Annotated in this window: 26 protein-coding genes, 3 tRNA genes and 3 pseudogenes; 12 read left to right on the top strand and 20 right to left on the bottom strand. The window is 51.6% G+C overall.

All coding sequences use genetic code 11. The features are described from left to right. Positions 1 to 9: 9 nt before the first annotated feature. The 3 genes from CC94_RS0114150 to CC94_RS0114140 all read right to left on the bottom strand — a co-directional run bounded on the left by CC94_RS0114150 (position 10) and on the right by CC94_RS0114140 (position 2,128). Positions 10 to 588, bottom strand: a complete 579-nt coding sequence (locus CC94_RS0114150; protein WP_031431341.1) for a YggT family protein — start codon at positions 586 to 588, stop codon at positions 10 to 12. Next, positions 588 to 1,415, bottom strand: coding sequence for a pyrroline-5-carboxylate reductase (proC, locus tag CC94_RS0114145; protein WP_005370828.1), 828 nt, complete (start codon positions 1,413 to 1,415; stop codon positions 588 to 590). The genes CC94_RS0114150 and proC overlap by 1 nt, the downstream gene beginning before the upstream one ends. A 221-nt stretch (positions 1,416 to 1,636) precedes the next feature. Then, the gene (locus tag CC94_RS0114140) at positions 1,637 to 2,128 is read right to left on the bottom strand and encodes a YchJ family protein (RefSeq protein ID WP_005370826.1); all 492 of its coding nucleotides are present in this window, start codon (positions 2,126 to 2,128) and stop codon (positions 1,637 to 1,639) included. 167 nt (positions 2,129 to 2,295) lie between these two features. Here CC94_RS0114140 and CC94_RS0114135 point away from each other — a divergent pair, with 167 nt between their 5' ends. Beyond that, positions 2,296 to 2,490: a hypothetical protein gene (locus CC94_RS0114135; protein ID WP_031431339.1), complete on the top strand. Its 195-nt coding sequence runs from the start codon at positions 2,296 to 2,298 to the stop codon at positions 2,488 to 2,490. A gap of 44 nt (positions 2,491 to 2,534) precedes the next feature. On the opposite strand, the gene CC94_RS0114130 is transcribed toward CC94_RS0114135, so the two are convergent. From CC94_RS0114130 to pilV, 6 genes are all read right to left on the bottom strand, one after another. After that, on the bottom strand, positions 2,535 to 2,945 hold the full coding sequence (locus tag CC94_RS0114130) for a type IV pilin protein (RefSeq protein WP_051040354.1): 411 nt from the start codon (positions 2,943 to 2,945) through the stop codon (positions 2,535 to 2,537). Positions 2,946 to 3,126: 181 nt separating this feature from the next. Further along, on the bottom strand, positions 3,127 to 3,594 hold the full coding sequence (locus CC94_RS22445; RefSeq protein WP_051040353.1) for a GspH/FimT family pseudopilin: 468 nt from the start codon (positions 3,592 to 3,594) through the stop codon (positions 3,127 to 3,129). Positions 3,595 to 3,690: 96 nt separating this feature from the next. Beyond that, a complete protein-coding gene (locus tag CC94_RS0114120) occupies positions 3,691 to 4,650 on the bottom strand; it encodes a DUF4114 domain-containing protein (RefSeq protein WP_005370822.1) in 960 nt (319 codons plus the stop codon). A gap of 45 nt (positions 4,651 to 4,695) precedes the next feature. Continuing rightward, on the bottom strand, positions 4,696 to 5,166 hold the full coding sequence (locus CC94_RS0114115) for a hypothetical protein (protein WP_157203445.1): 471 nt from the start codon (positions 5,164 to 5,166) through the stop codon (positions 4,696 to 4,698). Positions 5,167 to 5,265: 99 nt separating this feature from the next. Further along, a complete protein-coding gene (locus tag CC94_RS0114110) occupies positions 5,266 to 6,138 on the bottom strand; it encodes a PilW family protein (RefSeq protein WP_005370820.1) in 873 nt (290 codons plus the stop codon). Beyond that, positions 6,135 to 6,620, bottom strand: a complete 486-nt coding sequence (gene pilV / locus CC94_RS22440; protein WP_005370819.1) for a type IV pilus modification protein PilV — start codon at positions 6,618 to 6,620, stop codon at positions 6,135 to 6,137. Before pilV ends, CC94_RS0114110 begins: the two co-directional genes overlap by 4 nt. 783 nt (positions 6,621 to 7,403) lie before the next feature. Here pilV and CC94_RS24810 point away from each other — a divergent pair. Then, positions 7,404 to 7,532 carry a prepilin-type N-terminal cleavage/methylation domain-containing protein gene (locus tag CC94_RS24810; protein WP_342633133.1) on the top strand — a complete coding sequence of 43 codons (129 nt, stop codon included), beginning with the start codon at positions 7,404 to 7,406 and terminating at the stop codon, positions 7,530 to 7,532. A 365-nt stretch (positions 7,533 to 7,897) separates the two neighbouring features. Here CC94_RS24810 and CC94_RS24350 read toward each other — a convergent pair whose 3' ends face one another. Genes CC94_RS24350 through CC94_RS0114085 form a run of 4 tightly spaced genes read right to left on the bottom strand, consistent with a single transcriptional unit; the run spans position 7,898 to position 11,611 of the window. Continuing rightward, positions 7,898 to 9,175 (bottom strand): hypothetical protein, encoded by a 1,278-nt coding sequence (locus CC94_RS24350; RefSeq protein WP_031431334.1) that lies wholly within the window; start codon positions 9,173 to 9,175, stop codon positions 7,898 to 7,900. A 19-nt stretch (positions 9,176 to 9,194) separates the two neighbouring features. Next, positions 9,195 to 10,304 carry a pilus assembly PilX family protein gene (locus tag CC94_RS0114095; protein ID WP_005370815.1) on the bottom strand — a complete coding sequence of 370 codons (1,110 nt, stop codon included), beginning with the start codon at positions 10,302 to 10,304 and terminating at the stop codon, positions 9,195 to 9,197. 24 nt (positions 10,305 to 10,328) lie between these two features. Next, positions 10,329 to 11,129 (bottom strand): PilW family protein, encoded by an 801-nt coding sequence (locus tag CC94_RS0114090; RefSeq protein ID WP_005370814.1) that lies wholly within the window; start codon positions 11,127 to 11,129, stop codon positions 10,329 to 10,331. Next, positions 11,123 to 11,611 carry a GspH/FimT family pseudopilin gene (locus CC94_RS0114085; RefSeq protein ID WP_005370812.1) on the bottom strand — a complete coding sequence of 163 codons (489 nt, stop codon included), beginning with the start codon at positions 11,609 to 11,611 and terminating at the stop codon, positions 11,123 to 11,125. The genes CC94_RS0114090 and CC94_RS0114085 overlap by 7 nt, the downstream gene beginning before the upstream one ends. Before the next feature lie 183 nt (positions 11,612 to 11,794). On the opposite strand from CC94_RS0114085, the gene CC94_RS25075 reads away from it, so the two are divergent. Further along, positions 11,795 to 12,202: a type IV pilin protein gene (locus CC94_RS25075; protein ID WP_005370810.1), complete on the top strand. Its 408-nt coding sequence runs from the start codon at positions 11,795 to 11,797 to the stop codon at positions 12,200 to 12,202. A 344-nt stretch (positions 12,203 to 12,546) separates the two neighbouring features. Here CC94_RS25075 and ettA read toward each other — a convergent pair whose 3' ends face one another. Continuing rightward, positions 12,547 to 14,214, bottom strand: a complete 1,668-nt coding sequence (gene ettA, locus CC94_RS0114075; protein WP_005370809.1) for an energy-dependent translational throttle protein EttA — start codon at positions 14,212 to 14,214, stop codon at positions 12,547 to 12,549. Between the two features lie 331 nt (positions 14,215 to 14,545). Between ettA and csrA the strand changes: the two genes are divergently transcribed. The 4 genes from csrA (at position 14,546) to CC94_RS0114055 (ending at position 15,102) form a co-directional block, all read left to right on the top strand. Continuing rightward, positions 14,546 to 14,743 carry a carbon storage regulator CsrA gene (csrA, locus tag CC94_RS0114070; RefSeq protein ID WP_005370808.1) on the top strand — a complete coding sequence of 66 codons (198 nt, stop codon included), beginning with the start codon at positions 14,546 to 14,548 and terminating at the stop codon, positions 14,741 to 14,743. Positions 14,744 to 14,752: 9 nt separating this feature from the next. Next, a tRNA-Ser gene (locus CC94_RS0114065) sits at positions 14,753 to 14,845 on the top strand. Between the two features lie 80 nt (positions 14,846 to 14,925). Next, positions 14,926 to 15,002 (top strand) — tRNA-Arg (locus CC94_RS0114060). A gap of 24 nt (positions 15,003 to 15,026) precedes the next feature. After that, positions 15,027 to 15,102 (top strand) — tRNA-Asn (locus CC94_RS0114055). Positions 15,103 to 15,395: 293 nt separating this feature from the next. On the opposite strand, the pseudogene CC94_RS23155 reads toward CC94_RS0114055, so the two are convergent. The 3 genes and pseudogenes from CC94_RS23155 to CC94_RS24340 all read right to left on the bottom strand — a co-directional run. Continuing rightward, positions 15,396 to 15,578 (bottom strand): annotated as a pseudogene (locus CC94_RS23155) (IS3 family transposase); the annotation flags it as partial. An 11-nt stretch (positions 15,579 to 15,589) separates the two neighbouring features. Then, a complete protein-coding gene (locus CC94_RS24345) occupies positions 15,590 to 15,955 on the bottom strand; it encodes a group II intron maturase-specific domain-containing protein (protein ID WP_051040352.1) in 366 nt (121 codons plus the stop codon). A gap of 58 nt (positions 15,956 to 16,013) precedes the next feature. After that, complete coding sequence (locus CC94_RS24340; protein WP_051040351.1) at positions 16,014 to 16,724, bottom strand: reverse transcriptase domain-containing protein; 711 nt, start codon at positions 16,722 to 16,724, stop codon at positions 16,014 to 16,016. A 23-nt stretch (positions 16,725 to 16,747) separates the two neighbouring features. On the opposite strand from CC94_RS24340, the gene CC94_RS0114045 reads away from it, so the two are divergent. Next, positions 16,748 to 17,710, top strand: a complete 963-nt coding sequence (locus CC94_RS0114045) for an IS5 family transposase (protein ID WP_005370803.1) — start codon at positions 16,748 to 16,750, stop codon at positions 17,708 to 17,710. Positions 17,711 to 17,859: 149 nt separating this feature from the next. On the opposite strand, the pseudogene CC94_RS24790 reads toward CC94_RS0114045, so the two are convergent. Continuing rightward, a pseudogene (locus CC94_RS24790) lies at positions 17,860 to 18,201 on the bottom strand (DDE-type integrase/transposase/recombinase); the annotation flags it as partial. Next, positions 18,182 to 18,709 (bottom strand): integrase arm-type DNA-binding domain-containing protein, encoded by a 528-nt coding sequence (locus CC94_RS21615; RefSeq protein ID WP_005370801.1) that lies wholly within the window; start codon positions 18,707 to 18,709, stop codon positions 18,182 to 18,184. The gene CC94_RS21615 and the pseudogene CC94_RS24790, both read right to left, overlap by 20 nt. 399 nt (positions 18,710 to 19,108) lie before the next feature. Here CC94_RS21615 and CC94_RS23140 point away from each other — a divergent pair. The 4 genes and pseudogenes from CC94_RS23140 to CC94_RS0114015 all read left to right on the top strand — a co-directional run bounded on the left by CC94_RS23140 (position 19,109) and on the right by CC94_RS0114015 (position 21,550). Beyond that, positions 19,109 to 20,241, top strand: a protein-coding gene (locus CC94_RS23140; protein WP_157203444.1) for an IS630 family transposase whose coding sequence is annotated in 2 segments (ribosomal slippage) — positions 19,109 to 19,541 and positions 19,541 to 20,241 — 1,134 coding nt in all. Because the reading frame shifts where the segments join, the coding sequence is not laid out codon by codon here. A 39-nt stretch (positions 20,242 to 20,280) separates the two neighbouring features. Then, entirely contained in the window at positions 20,281 to 20,532 is a 252-nt protein-coding gene (locus tag CC94_RS0114025; protein ID WP_031431330.1) for a helix-turn-helix domain-containing protein, read from the top strand. 195 nt (positions 20,533 to 20,727) lie between these two features. Further along, positions 20,728 to 21,177: pseudogene (locus CC94_RS25530) on the top strand (IS630 family transposase); the annotation flags it as partial. Between the two features lie 58 nt (positions 21,178 to 21,235). Next, complete coding sequence (locus CC94_RS0114015) at positions 21,236 to 21,550, top strand: transposase family protein (protein WP_005370794.1); 315 nt, start codon at positions 21,236 to 21,238, stop codon at positions 21,548 to 21,550. Between the two features lie 339 nt (positions 21,551 to 21,889). Here CC94_RS0114015 and CC94_RS0114010 read toward each other — a convergent pair whose 3' ends face one another. Then, positions 21,890 to 22,726, bottom strand: a complete 837-nt coding sequence (locus CC94_RS0114010) for a helix-turn-helix transcriptional regulator (protein ID WP_005370792.1) — start codon at positions 22,724 to 22,726, stop codon at positions 21,890 to 21,892. Positions 22,727 to 22,754 lie beyond the last annotated feature (28 nt).

Genomic DNA, 22,754 nt, shown 5'->3' with positions numbered 1-22,754 from the left:
GAAGAGCGATTACCAGGCGATCAGAGCCGCCAGTTGGCTCAACGGGGGAAGGATGACCATTCTGGCGACCTGCAGAAACAGTAGCGCGGCGAGCGGCGACAGATCGATGCCGCCCAGATCGGGAATGATTCTTCTGAAAATGTTCAGCACGGGCTCGGTCAGGCTGTAAAGAATCGACGAAGCCGCGTCGAACCGGCCGGGATTCAGCCAGCTCAACAACGCACGTGCGATGATGGAGAAGATAAAGACATTGAACAATAAATTGATCAGTTCCATGATCGCGATCAAAGTCAGGGCGCCGATCCCCAGCGCCCCGCCCTGCAACAGGCCGATCAGAAAATTCGCCAGTATCTGCAGGAACAGCATCAGAATCAGCGAAGATGTGTCGATCTTGCCGATCGGCGGAATGTACCGGCGCATCAGGCGCAGCGGAGGCTGGGTCGCCCTGACCAGAAACTGCGAAATCGGATTATAAAAATCGGCGCCGCACCACTGCAGCAGGAAGCGCATCAATACCGCCAGAATGTAAAGCGAGGACAGCGCCTCGATAATCAGGACGAGCGGATCGGTAAAATAACTTGCACCCATTAATTGAACTCCGGTTGGTTGGACATTTCGACCGAACGGTCGCGTGCCGCATGGAGCGCTTTCGAAACCAGTGCCTCGAAACCGCCTTGCTGAAAGGTTTCGATCGCCCGCTGAGTCGTGCCGCCCGGCGAGGTCACGCGTTTGCGCAACAACTCAGGGGTTTCGCTCGATTCCAGCGCAATTTTTGCCGCGCCCAAGGCGGTTTGCAGCACCAGCAGGCGCGCCGTTTCCTCGGTCAGGCCCAGCTCCGCCGCCGCTTTCTCCATCGATTCCATCAGCAGGAAGTAATAAGCCGGTCCGCTGCCCGATACGGCCGTTACCGCATCCAGTTCTTTTTCATCCTTGACCCAAAGCGCAATACCGACCGCACGCAAAATGTTTTCGGCCATGCTGCGCTGCTCGGCACCGACTTTGTCGTTCGCATGCAGGGCCGTGGCGCCGGTCAGCACCAACGCCGGCGTATTCGGCATGCAGCGGACGATCGCGATGTCCGGCCCCAGCCAGGCGCTGAGGCTGCGCTCGCCGATGCCGGCGGCAATCGAGACGACCAGTGGTTTACGCTGCTGAATCGCCGGCGCGATCTGTTTCGCCACATCGCGCATGATCTGCGGCTTCACCGCCAGCACGACGACGTCGGCCTCGCTGACTGCCGTTTCGTTCGATGCGGTCACGTTGACTTTCAGACGCTCCGCCAGCGACTTGAGCTGCTCGGAGTTGATGTCGGAAACCCAGATGCTGGAAGGCTCATGACCGGCAGCGATCAGGCCGCTGATCAGGCTCGTCGCCATATTGCCGCCGCCGATAAATCCAATTTTTTGTGTTTTCATTTTCACCCTGTGTTGATTTTCCGAAAATATTTTACCCTATATAAGGTTCGGAACATCAATCACAAGGTTATCGTGAGAATTTCCTGGAAAAAATGCCGGCCTGCATCGATCGGACATTGCCGGCGACGGCCTATAAGCGCCGCGCGCGGAAACTATTAAAAAAGGACATAATGATGATTGTGGAGCAAAGCGTAAGCCCGGCACATTGACCCTGAACAGGCTTATTTCCCCGCACCGCAGCATCGCTTGAACTTTTTGCCGCTGCCGCAGGAACAAGGCGCATTTTTGCCCAGATTGACGGTCGAGCCGATCCTGCCGAGCGATTTGATCGCCCCGTCCAGATAAAACCAGCGGCCTTCCTTTTTGACGAATCGGCTCACCTCATGCAGAACACAGGCTTCCCCGTCCTGCAGATAGTAAGCTTTGAATTCGACGAGCCCCTTGTCGTCCCGAGGCCCGCCCTTTTTCGTATCGACGATTTCAAGGTGCTGCCAGACCGCCGTCTCGCGGGAAAAATCGATGCTGTCCGGGCATTTACCGCTGTCCCAGGTCGCGCGTAAATAATCGGCATCATGCAATGCATAGGCAGTGAATCGGGAACGCATCAAGGCTTCTGCGGTGGCCGGAAATACCTCGTCGTCATGGTATTGCCGACAGCATTGGTCATAGCCGAGCCCCGATCCGCACAGACAAGCGATTTGAGAATTGGACAAAAGAAATCCCTCGATCTTCTATAATAAATAACGTTGATTTTTCATCATTCCCCCCGCATTGCACTCGTCATACTCCCGTCCTGCAAAACACAAACAGTGGAATTCAAAGCGGATTTTGAACGGCGTATTCAGGATCGCTCCAAAGCCAACCTGCAAACCCGCGCCATTTGAGCGACGAAATCTGCGATTTGACCGGCTATACCGCCCTGGATCAGATCAACGAAAAAGCGCGGATGCCGATGAGTTTGGACGACCATTCGCCGGTTCAGCCCATTCCGTTGTTCGACTTCTGTACGATCCGGCCGGACGGTCCAACCGGCTCGTCGATCCGAATGGCATCGCGCTCATCCGTTCGGCCTTGAACAATAAAGCGTTCGGGCGATTGCCCTGGGTCTCCCGGTACAAATTACCAGCAATCCGGTTCCCCTCCTCCTTTTTCGCCCGCGCTGGTATAAGTCAACGCATCACATCGGTCACCATCAACGGAAGTGGCTTTCAAAGTGTAAGCGCTGGCTGTTACAGTAGCAATCTCCAAACTGTATATTTTAGTTCCGCCAGAAACGGGGACTTGATCGGAGAGAATGTCTGCCGCTGTCGGATCGTTGACTCCATCCGTATAGACTCCATTACTGTTCAATTTCCATAATTCCATCGCGCTTGCGAGAGATACAAGTGCCGCTTGTGCTTCGGCGCGTTTGGCTTTTTTAATATGTTCGATATAAGTGGGATAGGCTATGCTGGCTAGTATGCCAATGATTGCCATAGTGATCATTGCCTCAATTAATGTAAATCCTTGAAAAGAAGCTCTCATAAACATTGAATTAAACGTGATGCGAATATCCTAAATAGTTTTGCCATTCAGGTTACGGGTCAATGCCGTTAAGTTTAGCTCCCCCAAAGAGTTGCAAAGCTGGCTTTGCAACTCATCAAGGCGATTGACAAAGCGAGCTTTGCCAATCCATCAAGCGACCGGATTGGCTTATCTTAACGACATTGAATTACGGGTTGGTTATTTTAATTTTCCCCGAAGGGGCAATGGTTAATGTGCGTTGTGCGGAGCCAACGGTCGAGGTAAAAGTCATCGTGATAACATTCACAGAATTTAAACGACCTTCCGGACGGAAAATAGGATTGGAATTCCCCTCAACCGCCACACTTATGTTAGTAGCAGTCTTGTATCGTTGCACTACATTGTCCTGACTCTCCACAAAGACTTCCCAAGAATTACCGTTAATCGATACGCCCGCAAATTTAACACGTTTGGTAGCTTCACTACGCGCGGCCTGCAAAGCAGTAAGCATGTCATTGGCCGATGTTGTTAAACGATTGTCGACGATAAAAGACTGCAAGCTAGGTACGCCAATAGCCAAGGTAATACCCATGATGGCAACAACTACCAACAGTTCCAATAGAGTAAAACCTTGTGTAAATATTGAATTAGAGTTACCCATGAGCAAGGCAGACATTTAAACTTTATGACATTAATATTTTCTACGCCTATTTGTCTTTTAAAACAATAGAAAACTCGACTTTGGCGATCTTCACCGTATCGCCCACAAGGCTTACATGGAAGATGGTACGGTACGTTCACTCCAGCTTTGGCGTCCACCAGCACCTTTGATCTTCTCAGTTCCATCCGTTCCATCAGGAGTAGGATCAGTTTCTGTAGGGGATGTTCCCTCAGTACCGGTATCTATGTTGATCAACGTATCGACACCCTCTATAGCGTCGAAGGGATCGACACAGATTGCCAATATGGCATCGTTGAAGTCGTTATCGGAAACATAGCCATTATCGTTGTACGAACTACTTTGACGGTTAAGGTCTTCGATGCTGATAACTAAAACTTTCGATTCAGGATCCGACAATAATACGGTATGGTAATTCAGCTTTTGGCTGCTAGGCTCCGGATTAAGATTTTTAACAGTGCGAAATATCTGGTTGTCGGTACGATCCGATCTTACCTGGTTGGATTGCCAACCATTCGATACTACCGTAAAACCGACTCCCTTTCCGGCTGCGATTGTACCTAAATCGACGGTATCGCCAAGCGATAAATCGCCTCCTGAGTTTTTCGCAGAAAAGTTTGGGAATACGATTTTTTCAACGATAGAGGAACTGGTCAAACTGGTCAGCTTGGTTTTGTCGAAACTAAAGAAACCCAGTGCATTGGTGTAGCCCGCTCCCTCACCAACAAAGGCTACTTTGATATTGGCGTCTTTTTTTAGCAGGATGTTTGCTTGGGTGTCTTCCGTAAATAAAGGAGAATCAATAGCCAGCGCATTACCTTCAGGCAATAGCCTCAATACCTTGTCCATGATGCCGTCGGGCACGGTGCAACCTGACGCCAGTTTTTTGGGTTTGCCGGTATTGGTATCGTAATTGGTAGAGTTGTAAGACTTCAGATAAGTCCAGACTTTGCCGCTAGAGCTGCCGCCTCTGGCTAGAGCCGACTGTTCAACACTCAGAGCCACTAACACTCCACTTAGGGTCAAAGTCAAGATTTTCTTTTGCATGTTCATAATATTCACCTCTGTGAGTTAAATGAATGGAAGAGCGTAGCCGTTTTAAGCAAACACCGAGCAGCCTACTGCGTATTTGGATCGAATAGCCCGTTCAGCGCCCGTATTACTATTGATCAAAGTAACGTCTAAGATGTATACCTCCGTAGGACATTGTGCATTCGCTAGTCTGGCGCAGGCAGTAACATTCTCTGCAGAATCGCTCTTATGGGCTGTATAGCTGTTTTCGCCAACACAGCGGTATTCGAAGCTGTTGACGACACAAAAAACTGCTTTGATTGTTGCAGTGGCCGGAATTGATTCGGGCAGGGTCAATTCGCTGTTTTCGAATAGTCGGCCACTAATCCCACAGTCATCCTGTTCGTCAGGCCTGGTAGGATCGTCTTTATTAGGCTTGCGACTGGTTTCAATAATGGCTTCCGCTACATCCAAGACCATTTCCGTGCGCGAAAAAGTTTTGATTTGTTCGCCAACATTGTTTGTAATGGCAAGCTGTATTCTATTTTGCTGAATCATGCTTACAGTAACCAATGTCAACAATAACAGCATACACAAGCTGAATATTAAAACTGCGCCGCGTTGAATATTGAGCGATCTTAATAGCATTTTTTTCCTTCATAGCTGATTACGTAAAGCAATAGTGGTAGTAAACACGCGATACAAACTGTGATCACTCGGCGTAATCTCTGTTTCTTCTACCTTATAGGGACGTACTTGTTGAACCAAATGCGTATTTTCGCTTTTTAATACTACCGATAACCGCATGCTAACCACGTTTTGCCATACGTCCGGCTCAACGCCAGCTGCTTCGGCATAATAATTGGCGGCATGATCAGCGTCCGCATCAATGCCGTAGAGAACTGTCAAACTTTGGACGTTTTCTATCAAAGTGACTGGCATATCTGTTAGGGCGCAGTTTTTGCCGGAATCGGTATTACATACTCCAGCGACCGAACGTTGGGAAGTGCAAAGCAGGCTGCCGTTGTTAACGAAAAAATAAATTCTTACCACATGTACCGCCTCCGCGGGGTCTTCTCCCGTATCCAGCAGGCTATTCACCGTACAGGGCGAACTACTGTTGCTAAGATTGGCCGGACTTAAATCATCAGCATCAAGCAGCTGATAACGAATGACGAAGGCATCATTCGCCGGATTATCCTGGCTAACTCCTTTAACATATTCTGCAGCATTCAAATCAAAAGAAATGCCGGTATCCGGTATTTCAATTACGTCTTCATCGAGGAACACCCTGCTGATAATTCCGTCATTATCCATTCTGCTGCGTAAGCCGCCCGTGCGACGAATTTCTTTTTGCAGTATTTCCTGAACATAACGGGCATCGTCTGTCATATTGTTAAGCGCTCGCTGGCTACGATTGATTTTTTGCATTTGCAAAAACAGGCTGCTGATACTCGCGATCAACGCCAGACCCAATACTAGACTGATCATTAATTCGATCAACGTCGCCCCTGTTTGCCAATTCTTCATGGCTGCAGTTCCAGTTCGAATTTTGCGCTACTTTGGCTACCGCTGGTCCAACTCAGCGTTAGGCAACGCATCGCGGAAGTTCCTGTGCAAACATCGCTACCCGACACAGGGCTAATACCAACCTCTACCAAAGCTGCCGGACCCAATTGGGCTTTAGCTTTTTCCATCCAAACGCAGTAATCGTATGATGCCATGACGCTTATACTGCAAGACTGGGCAGCACTGTTGCAATTATCCTCGCAGCTATTGGCCGCTGTCGGTAGAGTATCGGTATTCCATGCAGAGGCATTGGCATGAATGCGGTCTGCCATTTCATAGCTTAGCGCCATTGCCTGGCTATACAAATAAGCGTCCTGACTGTTCCTGATCGACAACATTTGCAGTGCGCCCAGCCCCAACAAACCTAAAGCCAAAATCACCATAGCAACTAAAATTTCGATAAGCGTAAAACCATTGAGGCGGCGAAAACCGAGTACAAGCATAATTAATACACCCGATGTGCTATTGTGGAGCCAGATTTAACTTTACCGCTCCGGCCTTCCTTGAAGTTCTTAATTTCAGTTTGATTTGGAACCCAAATAATATTAAGGGTTTTTAATAAGAATTAGGCTGAATAAAATTAAATCTTCAAAAGGCCGGTTATATCGTTATAAGGTAGACAGATTCTGCTATTTTTATCAAAATCTTTCTGCGACAAAGTTATCACTCTATAAAAAAACCTCTAAACTGCTGCGGTTTTCGGCCCGCAGCTTGCGCCGAAGCATTTTGCTTTCACACTCCCGCGCTCTGCGCAGGAATACCGCGCGAAATAAAGCGTTCATTGGCCCAATTTCTCTATTTAATCTGCTCCCGCTGATCCGCGCCGCTGTCCAGACGGCGATGCCTGCCGGCTTTGCAGTCGTGATAGCGCCCACCTAGTGTCACCTTCAAACGCCAGAATAGGCTCGCGATCCGGTCGAAAAACCAACGGGGAGCGCGCCAAAATGACCACAGTGAGCCGGGAAAGGATGGTGTTAAACGCGATGGTGATGACCATCGTAAACTCGAATGGCGTAAAGCCGGAACTCCTCCATTTTTTCATGTCGCCCCTACCTGATTTCTTAAATTTCAATGGATTACCGAGTAGGTATTTTTTATAAACAAGCGATTAAACAGAAGCTATCGGCTGTACGATGGCGCTTATTTATTCACAGACCCATTTCCACAATAACTATAGACGGTTGTGCGCTGCTTGTGTGAATGAATAGCTTAAAAGGGTGACTTAATTGAACATTTTTAGACGATTTGTTGGATTTACCTTGATTGAACTGATAATCGCCGTCGCTATTATTTGGTATCCTGGTATCGATCGCTTATCCCACTTATACGGAGCATGTCAAGCGAGCCAACGGTAAATCCGCTTTGTTGAACGCGCAGATGGCCCAGGAAAAATACCGGACGACGCATACCGCCTACAGCGCCTCCCGGTCTAGCCGTAGGCCGTACTCCATCCCCTATCGTCATTCCCGCGCGTTGCGTATCCAAAGGGCATCATTATGGGAATGCCGCTTAAGCCGCTCCGACGACTCGAAACCGCCGGACTTCCTTCAGCCGGTTCCCATGCCGCGCGCTCGCCGTTATACCCCGTCCTGCAAAACTCAAGCAGTGGAGTTCAAAGCTGGCGTTGAACGGCGTATTTTAGGCGTGATCCCAAGCCAGCTTTGGCCGCCTGCCGGTCCGCTGTCGATTGGAACCTTCGCAATATTAAGGCCAAGGAAAGTCACTTACCTAACTTAGCCGTTACTTTCACATCGCAGTTGGCTTTAGAACCTGCAAGCAAATCCTGGGTTTGGATTGTAAAGTTTGAACTTCCGGTTATCTTAACGTTTTTGAAACCCGCGTTATTTAAAAGTTGCGTTGCTTGAACCTCTGTTTTTCCAATAATGTTAGGGACCAAGCAGAGCTCTTGAATGTTTACCTGCGCATTCGCATCCAATTGAATAGGGAGCGCGACGTTGGCTTTGACGCAAACCAGATCGGGCGGCAGCGGCAGAAGGCTTCTGAGAAGCGATTCCACCGGCCCTATCACGCCTTGTAGCGGCAGATCGTTGAGCGCCAGATTAACGCTTAAGTCGACTTTATTGCCGCCGATGTCAAGCCCGACAATAGCGGGATTTAAGTCTTCCAGACTGCAAATATAGGTACCTTTCTTTCCCAGAGACAATAAATCGAGCGGGTTACTAAGGCCAACCGACACCACTGTGCAAACAGCCAGAGGGTTTGTGTCGATCTGCAGACGCGCACCCAATGTAAGCCGCTTTTGGCTTACATAATCGCCCGCGATAATGCCTGCCGTAATCAGCCCCGTACACGCGTTTCCTCCTGGCGTCGGGTCGGGCGTCGGGTCGGGCGTCGGATCGGGCGTCGGATCGGGTGTCGGATCGGGTGTCGGATCGGGTGTCGGATCGGGTGTCGGATCGGGTGTCGGATCGGGTGTCGGATCGGGTGTCGGATCGGGCGTCGGGTCGGGCGTCGGGTCGGGCGTCGGATCGGGTGTCGGATCGGGTGTCGGATCGGGTGTCGGATCGGGTGTCGGATCAGGCGTCGGGCTAGGAGTACTCGCCGCCGCCAGTACGATACCGCCTTTCACGGGCTGGTCGCCGGCGATGTAGGATGTTAACTGCACGGTCTGGGTAACGCCCTTGACATCCACCCAGGTCGTGGTCACGCTGATCTGTTTACACTTCACCGAATTAGGGCAGTCCGAAATTACCCAGGCCCGGCTGAAAGCGCTGCTGTCGCCTCCTTCGGCCATCGGGGTATCGTTGCCCGAAATCATGCCTTCGTAAGTATCCTGATTGGCAAAGCCGCGCAGTTGTTCGATTTTGTCCTGCGACAAATTCAAGGCACGGGTTTTCATGCGGCTGTCGCCGCTGCTGATCAGGGTCAGTCCTTGCAGCTTGGCCATCCCCAGCATCGCCACCGCCACGATCAGCGCGGCGATCAACGCTTCCAACAGGAAGAAACCTCGCAACGAGGCAGGCAATAATTTCTTCATGGCGATTCCCCTTAAAAAATCAAAAGTCTTTCCAGGTGCCGGGAATGCGGGTAGCGTCTTCAATAAAACTGCTGACGTCGTTACCGCCGCCACCAATACCATTACCGATGTGTTTTGAATTAGCGGTTACCTTGGTAATATTTCCTTCCGAAACAATCGTTCCATGAATAGTCGCATTTCCCCAGCCTTGATCGCTACATGTCGCAGAAAAGTAGACAAAACCGTAAATCGTGACATTTCCTTGAATTTTAGGGCATCTGCCGTTCTGGATAATAATGACGACGGGGCGAGTTGCCGAACCAAAATTACCGCTAATATGAGAATCGCTATCCCATACATAAAATGGCTCTTTCTCTTCCCCCGGAGTGGCGGGTAACGAATGAGCAGGATAGTTATACTCATTGGTCATGGCGATATGGGTCGCGGTACTTAAAGTAACCGTAAAAAGATAATCCCATGCCGGTGTCGATGTGCCCGGAAAAGTATTATCACTCACGACAGATCCAAGACTTGGCGGCGGATGTTTGTTAAAAAACCCCGTATCAATCGCACTCACAGGCTGCGATGTTATGATCGCCGTTCCCGGAGGGCTACCCGAATCAATATCCGGATTTCCGGTGACATTGGCTAAACTGCCATTGATTACAAAAGGAGGAGCGGCTTGCCCTTTTATAGTCAAATAGTTTGTTTGTGTAACCCATGCCTCGGATATTGCGGCAATAGTAGAATCATTAACCCCCTCGGCGGACGATTCGACTTTAATGTAAGTCTTGTTCGCAATTATTTTTTTCGTGAAAGTCAGCGTAAAGCTATAGCTCTCGCCGGTCGACGAACCAGTGACCATGCTCAGTGCCGTCGGACATCCCGTCGGCAAGGAGCCCGAGGAACAGGTCACGGCATTCGGAATGGTATTCTTTTGCGCCCAGGCCACGCCGTATTCCAGCCCGGCTTCGGCCGCTTCCTGCGCTTCGCGGGCACGCAGATCGTTGCCAGTGATCTTTTGCTCCATCAGACCGGTTCGCGCCGTGGTCACAGAGACAACAGCCATCACGATCGCCAACATCAGCGCCACGATCAAAGTAACGGCGCCCCGCTGGCGGGCCTTGGGATTGCGGTTCGGAAACTTCATGGCTAACTCCAGGAAACGAGGCGGTTAAGGAACGGCGGCCAGATATTTGTCGTTGCGCACCCGCACCTGCTCGACGATGGTTTGGGTGACCGCATGATCGTCGTGCAAACGGCCGGTCAAGGTAATTGTGACATTGCGGACATACAGGCAGGCGGGGGCGGGGCTGCCGTCGCGGGTACAAATATTGCAAACTTCGCCGGTGTCGCAAACCCCGTTATTGTTATCGTCGCCGTACGGGATACCGTCGGAATCGGAGGCTTCCATGATGCCGTCGCCGTCGTCGTCGTTGGTCATGCTGGTCACATTGAGCTCCGTCGAAGTCAGCGCGAACGTCAATCCGGTAATTTCCACCTCCACTTCGGTGATGGACTCCCAGGCGCTGTTAGTGCAGTTCTCGTTGGTGCTGCCGCTTCTGCGCATTTCCAGTTTGCCGTCATCGCTCAAACGGAACCCAAAGTATTCATTACTGCCGACGTCGGGCGGACTGTCATTATTACGATTGTAGGTATAAACGATGCAACTGCCGTCGTTATACACGGCCAGATCGGTGATTGTGTCATCAAAAAAAGGATTATTCCGCAATGAATCTAAATTGGTGTCCGGATCGGACGTCACAAAACCCGCACGCCGAATATCGCGCACCATGATATCCATCATGGCACGCATGTCCTGGTTCAAGCGGGAGAGTTTGACATTGTCGGCCTGCCCTCTGACCGAGGCAGTAAAAATACTGAGGCCACCGGCGACAACGATCAAGCCAACCAACATGCCGATCAGCAGTTCGACCAATGAGATACCGATTTGCCCTTTACGGTGCGTTAACATGCTTCGTAGCCTCCGATTGAGCCGCAAATCCGCGCCCGGCCTAACGTGCTGACCTTGACGCCGACGCTGAAGTGATTGGAAGTGATCGTGGCGGTACCATTGTTGGGATTAATGCCACGTATCGGATCGAAAGTAGTATAGGCAACGCCGCCGGCAAAACTGGCCGAGGCCAAGGTGGTCGCGGGAAAGTCGCTGCCGTTGACGGTTTTGAGCAGGGTGTTGCTGCCGCCAGGGCCGACCCGGATGGCGTAACTCCATGCGCCGCCGGTGGTAAACGTGACTCTGATTTTTTGATTGCGCACGATGGCTTCGGCACGCGCCCAACGCAGGTCGGCCAGCATCGCTTCCGCCGCACTAATGAGACGCTGCTTTTCGAGGGTGGCATTAAACGAAGGCCCAGCCATCGCTGCCAGAATGGCGACGATGGCGATGACTATCATGAGCTCGAGCAGCGTAAAGCCGGAATTCCCCAATTTTTTCATGTCGCCCTACCTATTCTTTAATTTCAATCAATTGCCGCGAAGGTATTTTCTATACCCAAGCGCTTAAACAGAGGGGCCATCGCCTGCACGATGACGCTTATTTATTCGCCGGCCCATTTCCACGATAACTATAGACTGTTGTGCTATGCTTGTGCGAATAAACAGTCTAATAAAGGTAAATGAATGGACACTTTCAGGCGACTTGCAGGGTTTACATTGATCGAATTGATGATTGCCATCGCCATTATCGGCATTCTCGCATCGATCGCCTATCCCGCTTATACGGAGTATGTCAAACAAGCCAAGCGCGCCGACGGTAAATCCGCTTTGTTGAGCGCGCAGATGGCTCAGGAAAAATACCGGACGACACATACCGCCTACAGCGCCTCGCTCGATGCCATCGGCGTTTCCGGTACATCGCCCGATGGCTACTACACGGTTGCCATTACCGGAACGCCGAATGCGACGACCTACACCCTAACAGCAACGCCCAGAAGCCCGTTTACCGATTCTACTTGCGGCACGTTTGCCGTAAATCAGGACGGGAAAGACTATACGGGCTATGCAAGCGCCGATTGCTGGAAAAAATAGCCCCGTGCAGTCCTATGTATCATTACATAGCCCTTCGATAATCCTCGGCCTAGCCGTAAGCCGTACTACATCCCCTATCGTCGTTCCCGTGCGTTACGTATCCAAAGGGCATAAATAGAAGAATGTAGCCCAAGCTCGAAACGCCGGGATTCTTCCGTCAACCGGTTCCCAAGCCGCGTGCCCATCATTATACCCGGTCCTGCAAAACTCAAGTAGTGGAGCTCAAAGCTGGCTTTGAACGCCTGCCGGTCCGTCGTCGATTGGATCAAGCTAGCCGAGGCGTATCACGATGAGCGCCGCGTGTGGAAACCTTGCAGAACCAAGCTTCAGCTATTATAAAGCGTTCACTGGCTCAATTTTTTGTATTTGATACGGTGCGGATTGTCCGCGTCGCTGCCCAAACGGCGATGCCGGTCGGCTTCGTAGTCCTGATAGTTGCCTTCGAACCAGACCACCTGGCTATCGCCTTCGAACGCCAGAATGTGCGTCGCGATCCGGTCCAGAAACCAGCGGTCGTGCGAGATGACCACCGCGCAACCGGGGAAAGCCAACAAAGCTTCTTCGAGCGCACGCAGCGTTTCGACGTCCAGATCGTTAGTCGGCTCGTCCAGCAGCAACACGTTGCCGCCGCTTTTCAACAGCTTGGCCAGATGCACCCGGTTACGCTCGCCGCCGGACAAGTCCCCTATCCGCTTCTGCTGATCCGCGCCCTTAAAATTGAAACGCCCCACATACGCGCGCGACGGTGTTTCGTATTTGCCGACGGTGATGACATCGAGCCCGTCCGAGATTTCTTCGAAGACCGTATGGTTCGGATTCATATCATCGCGCAGCTGATCGACATACGACAACTGCACGGTCTGGCCAATCGTCAAAGTCCCCGAATCCGGTTTTTCCAGCCCTGCCATCATTCTGAACAAAGTGGTCTTACCGGCCCCGTTCGGGCCGATGATGCCGACAATACCGCCGGGCGGTAGTTTGAAGCTCAGCTCGCTGATCAACAACCGGTCGCCGAACCCTTTGCCGATATGGTCGGCATGAATCACCACATCGCCGAGGCGAGGTCCCGGCGGAATATAGATTTCTTGAGTCTCGTTGCGTTTTTGCACCTCGACCGAGGACAACTCTTCGAAACGCGCCAGACGGGCCTTGCTTTTCGCATGGCGCCCCTTCGGATTCGAGCGCACCCATTCCAATTCGGCCTTCATCGCTTTCTGGCGGGAAGTTTCCTGCCTTTCTTCCTGCTCCAGACGTTTTTCCTTCTGCTCCAGCCAGCTCGAATAATTGCCTTCCCACGGAATGCCCGCGCCCCGGTCGAGCTCCAGAATCCAGCCGGCGACATTGTCCAGGAAGTAGCGGTCGTGCGTCACCGCCACCACGGTGCCGGGATAATCGTGCAGGAAACGTTCCAGCCAGGCGACCGATTCGGCGTCCAGATGGTTGGTAGGCTCGTCCAAAAGCAGCATATCCGGGTTGGAAAGCAACAGCCTGCAAAGTGCGACCCGGCGTTTTTCACCGCCCGACAATTTCGTTACATCGGCATCCCAATCCGGCAAGCGTAAGGCGTCGGCAGCGATTTCGAGCTTCCTGTCCAGTTCCCAAGCGCCGGCCGCCTCGATTTTTTCCTGCAGCTCGGCCTGCTCGGCCAACAGTGCATCGAAATCGGCATCGGGATCCGCGAACGCATTGTTCACTTCATTGAAGCGGTCCAGAACGGCCTTGATGTCCGCGACCGCTTCTTCGACGTTGCCGCGCACGCTCTTGTTCGGATCCAGTTGCGGCTCCTGCGAAAGATAGCCGATATAAATGCCCTTTTGGGGAATCGCTTCGCCTTCGATTTCCTTGTCGATGCCGGCCATGATTTTTAACAACGTCGATTTACCGGAACCGTTCAAGCCCAAAACGCCGATCTTTGCGCCGGGAAAGAATGACAGCGAGATGTCTTTCAGGATGTATTTCTTGGGCGGAACGATTTTTCCGACCCGATTCATTGAATAGATGTATTGCGCCATTTTATTATTAAAGTGCAAGTGGGGAAAAGAGGTTCGATGAGGGCGAATTATCCCATGTTTCTTGTGGGGAGGTAACCCGGCTGCCCGCTAAAGCGCTGCCCATCCCTCCAAACATACTATTGGGATACTTTCAGTTTTTCAATGTCTTCAGAAAAAACGTAAAAAAGCAACCGAAAAAAGTGCAAAGGAAAGATTGTATGCAAAAAACCCGCCACAATGAAAAGATGTCCGATTAGATTTTCAATTATCAAAAATTGATGTTATAATTTCCGCTTATGAGTTGGATGCTGTGAAGAACAGTGAGTTTTCAATGTGATTAGGGAGAGAGGCTATGCTTATCTTGACTCGTCGGGTAGGTGAGACATTAATGATAGGTGATGACGTAACCGTCACAGTGCTTGGAGTCAAAGGCAATCAAGTACGCATCGGAGTTAATGCGCCGAAAGAAGTCTCTGTTCACAGGGAAGAAATCTACGAACGCATCAAAAAAGAGCAAGCTGAATCTACTGATACAGACAACTCAAATTAAAACCGATCTGGAGGGATGGCCGAGAGGCTGAAGGCGCTCCCCTGCTAAGGGAGTATGGGCCTATAAAGCCCATCGAGGGTTCGAATCCCTCTCTCTCCGCCACGTTTTAAACTACTCATAAAAATACAAAGGGATTTGTTGACAAAGAGATAAAAACCAAGGATAATGGGAAAATAAATTAGGCGCCCGTAGCTCAGCTGGATAGAGTACTCGGCTACGAACCGAGCGGTCGGGAGTTCGAATCTCTCCGGGCGCGCCAATTAGCAATTTTATCGACATTCATTCCCCTGTAGCTCAGTCGGTAGAGCAGGTGACTGTTAATCACCGGGTCGGCGGTTCGAGCCCGTCCGGGGGAGCCAAATAAATCAAGGGCTTAGACGAAAATCTAAGCCCTTTTTTATTGCCTGAATTTTTCGGGTCAATGCCGGGGCAAGTTTGGGAACAAATAAGAGCGATTGCTGTTGTCCTTCCTCTCTTCGCAAAAACTCCCACTCCGTCAGTACGGAACCCTTGGGGAAACTTCACCATTGTCGGCACGTACCGGCTGCGTACCTCGGCATCTATCTTTATCCGTTTTTGAAATTGTGCCCGACGTGTACCGGCCTCGTTACCAGTGGCGTCATGATGTGTCAACACTTTACCGGACACACGGTTAAGCAGCTTTTTGCTGCAATTCGTAGTCTACGGGCGACAAATAGCCGTTGGCAGAATGGAGTCGCTCGCGGTTATAAAACACTTCGATATATTCAAACACAGCCTGCCTAGCGTCATCCCGATTACAAAAAGTCTGATGATGAATCAGCTCAGTTTTCAAGGTATGAAAGAAGCTTTCCGAGACGGGTCGAGTCAGCCGAAGGGAACCTCCCCCTTCAGCTGCCCAAGGAATCGTACGTGAACCTCTCGATTCATACGGCTCTTGTTATTCAGCCAAACGCGCCAATGTGCAAATAACGTCGGATTTTGTCGGTAGAGCTCCCGCAACCATTGACCGGCACGCCATTTCCGGCGCTTTAGCGGTTTGAATTTCCGCCGTATCCAGTTCAAGAGTTTGTCGTTGATATAGCTATAAATGGCCGACATGGCCGATTTTCTAAACCTGCCGTAATAAGCGATCCATCCCTGGATGATCGGATTAATGACCCTAGCCAGCTCCTCAATGCTTCGAGGGTAGCCCGCTTTTATCAACGGATGTCCTTTCAGCTTTGCTCTCATAGCTTTCAGCGCTTTACGGCTGACGGCCGGTGAAAAGCTGACAAAGAACCTGTCGTTGCTATCGCGAACGCTTCTGGGTCTGAAGGTGTACCCCCAGAAAATCGAAGCTCTGATTTGGATAGCTTCCCCTTCGGTTTGAGTCCTTACAGTACACGATCTTGGTTTTCTCCTCGCAGAGTTCAAGACCGCACTGGGTAAACCGCCGCCTGATTTGATGCGCGATCATTTTCAGCTGACTCTCACTCCGGCAATGCACCACAATATCGTCGGCATAGCGTTCGAAATGGATACATGGAAAGTGCCTTTGCATCCATTGATCGAAGACCAAATGCAGAAAGATATTGGCCAGTAACGGACTGATGACGCCGCCCTGCGGCGTGCCTTTCTCGCGGCTTAGCCGCTCTCCACTCGGCAGTACCACATCGGCCTTTAACCAGCGTTCGGTGTACAGCAATGTCCATCTACAGCCGGTGTACTTGGCAACCGCCTTCATAACCCAGTTATGATCCAACGCATCGAAGAAACCGCGGATGTCCATGTCCAGCACCCAGTCATCCCGCCAGCAGCGTTGCCGCGCCTGCGCGATTCGATCGGCGATGGTCGGGATACCCAGGGGCCTCAACTTGCCGTTCGCCTTGGGAATTTCGACGCGTTTTACCGGCGGAGGAAAATAGCTGCCCGATGACAACCGATTCCATAGCTTATACAGATTGTTCTTTAAGGAAGCGCTGATTAAATCTCCGGCCGCCAGATGAGATAATAGAGGCATCAGACCGCAGCCAGGACAAGCCGATGAACACACCGACGCAAAGCAGTTTTGCCAAACTCGAATACAGCAGCAAAAAGCGCCAAACCCGACGGGAAAAATTTCTGTCGGAAATGGAGCCAGTGGTGCCGTGGGCGTTATTGTTAGCCCAGCTCGAAGCGCATTATCCGCAAAGCGGTCGGCGCGGGAGGCAACCGATGGCCTTGAATCGCATGTTGCGCATTTACTGCATGCAACAATGGTTCAGCTACTCGGACCGCCAGATGGAAGACGCACGATATGAAATCGACAGCATTCGCCGTTTTGCCGGCTTCGGCAGCGTCACCGAAGCGCTGCCGGACGAAACGACGATCCTCAACTTCCGTCATTGGTTGGAAAAGCACAAGCTGACTGAAGTGCTGTTGGCGACGATCAACCATTATTTGAAGGAACGCGGCCTGTTGGTCTCCAAAGGCACAATGGTGGATGCCACGATTATTCATGCTCCCAGCTCGACCAAGAACCAAGCGCAGCAGCGTGACCCGGACATGCACCAAACCAAGAAAGGCCACCAATGGTATTTCGGGATGAAAATCCATGTCGGTGCCGACGTGAAGTCAGGCGCGGTCCACCGCGTGACGGTGACGGCGGCCAATACCGCCGACATCGTGGAATTGCCCAAGCTATTGCGTGAAGACGATCAAGCCATCTTTGCCGACGCCGGCTACACCAGCGACGACTATAAGAAGGGCTCGCACTATCTGGGGCTGAACTGGTGTGTCAACGATAAGCGGAAACCGGGCAAAAACCTGTCGAACCGCCAACGTAAGCGCAACCGCCAATACGCATCGGTCAGAGCGCGCGTCGAGCACATCTTCCGGATCATCAAATGCCAATTCGGTTTTCGCAAGACCCGTTACCGGGGGTTGAAGAAAAACACCGCTCAAGTCAATGGGCTGGTGGGCTTGGCCAATTTGTATTTGCTGCACCGCCAGTTGATGGCGGCCTAGGCCGAAATCCGTCTACCGTGTGCCCGAACACGGTAGACGGTGATAACAATCGAGCAAGTTTGGATTATCTGATTAACGGGTAAGCACTTTTTAAAAAAACGACGCTTAGGTCGAGGGGGAACGCTCGGAGTTGGATTAGTTCAGCGGTTCCTTAGTAATGCCCGGTGGCTTTCGGAAGCATATTGGCTCCCTCGGTCGGTATGCCAGAGTCGGCCTTTTGCCGGTTTACGCTTCCAAATGGCCATCAATAACGCATCATTCACCAGCTTGGTCCGCATCTGTTCGGCCATTGACCAACCAACGATTTGCCGAGAAAACAAATCGATGACTACCACTCAATACAACCAACCTTCCGGGGTATGAATGTAAGTGATGTCGCCCGCATAGACCTGATTCGGTCGCTGTACTGCAAATTGCCGATCCAAGTGGTTATCGACAACCGGAAGATTATGCTTGGAGTTTGTCGTCGCTTTAAATCTCCGCCGTGTTTTTCAGCAGCCGCAGCACGCGCAATTTGTTATCCCGGCCGCCGGTCAGCTTGGTGCGCTGTGCCAGCACCTTATCACGGGTGATTTCGCTGATCGGTTTATCGAGCCAGTCGGGGAAGCCTTGTTTGATCTTTTTGGTATAGTCCAGCACGGACGCTTCGCGCAAGTCGGTTTTGTCGGCCAGATACTTATCGAGCAATTCTTGCAGGGTAATGTTGCGGTGGCGTTGCTTGCGTTTTTCTTCGGTCGGGTTGACGCCTTGGGCAAACTCGCCCAACGCATCCCGCGCCATCCACCGCGCATCATCGACGGTCAGATCAGGAAAGCGTCCCAAAGTGACGCGCTGCGCCGTCCGCCCCGTCCATTTCAGCAGGACGAATGATTTCACGCCGGTACTGCTTACCCGGCAAGTCAATTTTGGGCAGCCGCTGTCGTAGTATTCCAAACGCCCGCTTTCCGGTATCGGAAGTTCTGCGATCCGCTTTTGAGTGAAGTTGAGTTTTTCCGCCATAGTGCCCTCTGGGTCAAGAATGAAACAAGATTTAAGGCATTTTTAGAGAATGTTAGCGAAATGTCAAGAAATGAGTAATGCGATAATAAACAATAGCTTGCATTGAATTTATATTGTCAATCAATAGCTTAAAAAATGCCATGATGGGTAACCGTTAATCACCGGGTCGGCGGTTCGAACCCGTCCGGGAAAGCCAAATAAAGTAAAGGCCTTGCAGAAATGCAAGGCCTTTTTTTGCCCTGCTTACGGTCAAACTCCGGTCCTTTGGACAATTTAGGTGCCCCACTCTCAAATTGTCGTTAGCTGAATCTAGTAGCGCACCAAACTTGCTTTGATAAATAGTTAATGTAATATTTTAATCTCCTGCAGCAAGCCAATGAAATTGAAAATAATTAAGCTATGCCAGCAAAAAAATATCGCGTAAAACTGACTGAAACCGAACGAAGTGAGTTAATGGGGTTTCTCAATAAAGGCCGCGCATCGTCACGAAAACTCACTCACGCCCGAATACTCTTGCAATGTGATGAATCGGGAGGCACGCCGGCCAAAAAAGATCAAGATATCGCAGAGGCTTTGAACATCAGTGCCAGCAGCGCCGAACGCGTTCGTCAGCGGTTTGTGGAAGAAGGCTTGGAATCCGCTCTCAACCCAAAGGTGCAGGCGCGTTTCCGCTCGAAAAAGCTGGATGGTGCCGCCGAAGCCTTTCTGGTTGCCACAGCCTGTACGAATCCTCCCGAGGGGCGAGCGGAATGGAGCATGCAATTGTTGGCTGACAAACTGGTTGAATGCAAGCTGGTCGATTCAGTCAGTGATGAAACGGTGAGGACCACTTTAAAAAAAATGCGCTTAAACCGTGGTTAAAGGAGTGTTGGTGCATTCCCCCGCAAGCGAATGCCGATTTTGTGTGTGCGATGGAAGATGTTTTGGAAACGTATCAGCGAACCTATACCGACGACGAGGTGTTGGTTTGCCTGGATGAAACCAGTAAACAACACATTAAAGAAACACGAACCCCGTTGCCAGCCAGACCCGGCGAACCCGGAAAATATGATTTTGAATATGAACGTAACGGCGTCAGCCATTTATTTATGCTGTTTGCACCGCTTGACGGATGGCGTCAGGTCAAGGTGACCGATCATCATACCCAAGCCGATTGGGCACAGGTTGTCAAAGAGTTAGTCGATGAGCATTTCCCTGAAAAGAAGAAAATCGTTTTGGTGATGGATAACCTGAACACTCATAAGCTCAGTTCGCTTTATACCGCATTCAAGCCGGAAGAAGCGCGCAGCATTGCGGAACGGATTGAGATTCACTATACCCCAAAGCATGGCAGTGGGTTGGATATGGCAGAAATAGAAATTGGCGTTATGGCTCGACAATGCCTAAATCGGCGCATACCCGATCAAGACGCGTTAAAGCGTGAAATAAAGGCTTGGCAAGATCAACGGAATCAGAGGGGCGTTCGTGTGGATTGGCGGTTTACGACTCAAAATGCTCGGGTGAAATTAAAATCCCTCTATCCAGCAATATAAGCTTGGCGGACTACTAAGAGCCTATCCCGGTAACGTGTCATGAACCTGGAATTAAACGCCGCCGAACGCCTCACCTTGGAGGAGCTTTCCATCCATCACCGGTATGCGGATTTCCGCTGCCGGGCCTTGGGCGTATTGGCGTTGGCCAAAGGCCATCCTTTACCGGTAGTGGCCGATATTCTCGGTGTCACGCCGCCGACCGTTTATCACTGGCGCAAAGCGTGGCGCACGCGAGGCCTGATGGGGCTGCTGGAGGGCCATCAAGGCGGCGGCCCTGCTGGATACCGCTGAAGCGATAGCCCGTGCTGCCCCTGCCACCCTGGCGGAGATTGCCCGGCAAGTCCACGCGGCGCATCCGGAGGCGCCTGATTTTAGTCTCGACCGCTTATCGGCGGGCTTGCGGGCGCGTGGACTGTCATTCACGCGTACACGGCTGTCTTTAAAAAAAGCCGGTGTCCGGTCCAGTTCGAGGCCGCCCGCGTCAACTTGAAGCATGGCCAGGCAGCCGCCCGCGCCGGCAAAACCGCTCTGTTTTACCTGGACGAAAGCGGCTTTTGCACGATTCCCAACGTGCAGCGGGCCTGGAATCCCAAAGGCAAACCGCACACGGCCGATGCCGGCCTCACGCACCAACGGGTGAATGTCGTGGGCGTCTTGGACTATGCTACGGGGGAAGTCTGGCATGAGGTGCACACCCAGTCTATCCGCCGTCAGGCCGTTGTCGAATTAATCGACCGTCTCGCCCAACGCGAGCAGCAGATGCCGCTGACGATTGTCGTGCTGGACAATGCCGCGATCCATCATGGCATTGACCCGGAAAAACTCGACGACGGGTTGGTCAATCATCGCTTGGTGTTGATGCATCTGCCGCCCTACAGCCCGGAACTGAACCCGATCGAAATCGTGTGGAAGCAGGCCAAATACCACTGGCGCCGATTTGCCACCTGGACCAAGGAGCAATTGCTCGAAGCCGTGCAAAATCTGATGGCAAGTATTGGCTCAACTTATAAAATCAGTTTTACGTGGCGAGGAACAGGTCGTGCTGGGCGATCGCGCCTATACGCGCAAGGACCGCAATTTGGCGGCGGAACGTCAGGAAGGCGAGCCGGTCTGGGCGTTTCCGTTCAAGCGCAAGAAGGGCGAGGACTTGCCGGTGGAACAAGCCCTTTGCAACCGCATGCTGGCCCCTTTGCGAGCCGCGGTCGAGCATCCGTTCCGGATCGTCAAGCGCCAATTCGGCTATACCCAAGTGCGCTTGTTTGCCCTCGGCAATCTTTACTCCATCCGGAAGGCGTTGAGGCCGACCTAGGGAGACATCCGTCCTGCGTCCTGGAAAACCCCGGGGCAAAGGGTGAAAACGGCCCCACAGGGGCCGCTTCTCGTCGAAAATCGGACGATTTTTCGGCCACGCACCCCATTGATTGACCGGTGCTAGCAATAAAAACTACTTATTCAGAGCTTCCTTAAAGTGGTTTTTCATTAATTGTGCCACACGCTATAGGGATCTTTGACATAAATAATGAAAATTTCAAAGCTAAGGATTGGCAGCCGACATATAAAAAAAGCTCCGCCTTTGCTTTGGAAAACCGATTATCTGGCATTTCCTACCGTAGGATAGCTCGATAGAAATGCAAGATGCTAAACGGCCTCAATAAAACCCTTCATCGCAATCCTGTGGATGCAGTACGACGAGTTTGATCTCGTTTTGCTGGGCCATCCGTAATGTGTACTGCCAATAGAAGCGTTTGCCTTCTTTCGGAAGCAAGAAACCCCGACTTCCCCCTTCGCGAGCAAGCACTTTCTGGGATCGCCAAGCCTCCTTGAAAACCGGACTAACTGCTTGGAGCTCATCAACCAGCGCTTGGTGTACGGCGTCATGGCGCAAACCGGCGCTATCGGCTCGATATTCAGCCACGAGGCGCCAAGCGCGTTCTTCCCAATCCAGGATCAAATTTGGCGCGTTGGAGTGAAGAAAAACATAGCGCAACAAATTGGGGGCAAACTTTTCTCTTTGACCTAATGGCGAAACTAACCAGTCGCAAAATAGTTTGGCCGCTGCCTGATTCCAGGCAATAGCATCCCAATAGCGATCGAGTATATAGGCTGGCGAGCGGATGGCTGCGACGAGCGCTTCGTAAGGCGCAGGCCCTTCGTGCTTTTCATGAGGAAGCGCCGGATCGGTACGGCCCGCGAGTTGAAACAGGTAGGCGCGTTCCGCTTCTGTAAGCCGCAAGCCGGTTGCTAGCTCGGCCAGAGTGGCAACCGAGATCGCTGTGGTTCTGCCTTGTTCCATCCAAGTGTACCAAGTCGTGCTAATGCCGCACAAATCGGCGACCTCTTCGCGCCGCAAGCCTTTAGTTCTACGGCGCTGTCCTTTGGACAAGCCGAAGTCTTCAGGCGCTAAGCGTTCGCGTGCCGCTCGCAGAAAGTCGCCAAGCGCGCTGGCTTGGTTGTCGTGTTTATCGAAATCGTTGCCGTGTTTCACAATGGCGTTCGTCTGTCTGGTAACCTAT

The sequence above is a fragment of the Methylomicrobium agile genome (genome assembly GCF_000733855.1).
Classification (GTDB): domain Bacteria; phylum Pseudomonadota; class Gammaproteobacteria; order Methylococcales; family Methylomonadaceae; genus Methylomicrobium; species Methylomicrobium agile.
The sequence above is the reverse complement of the archived record's forward strand: the minus strand, read 5'-3'. Positions and strand labels throughout refer to the sequence as shown.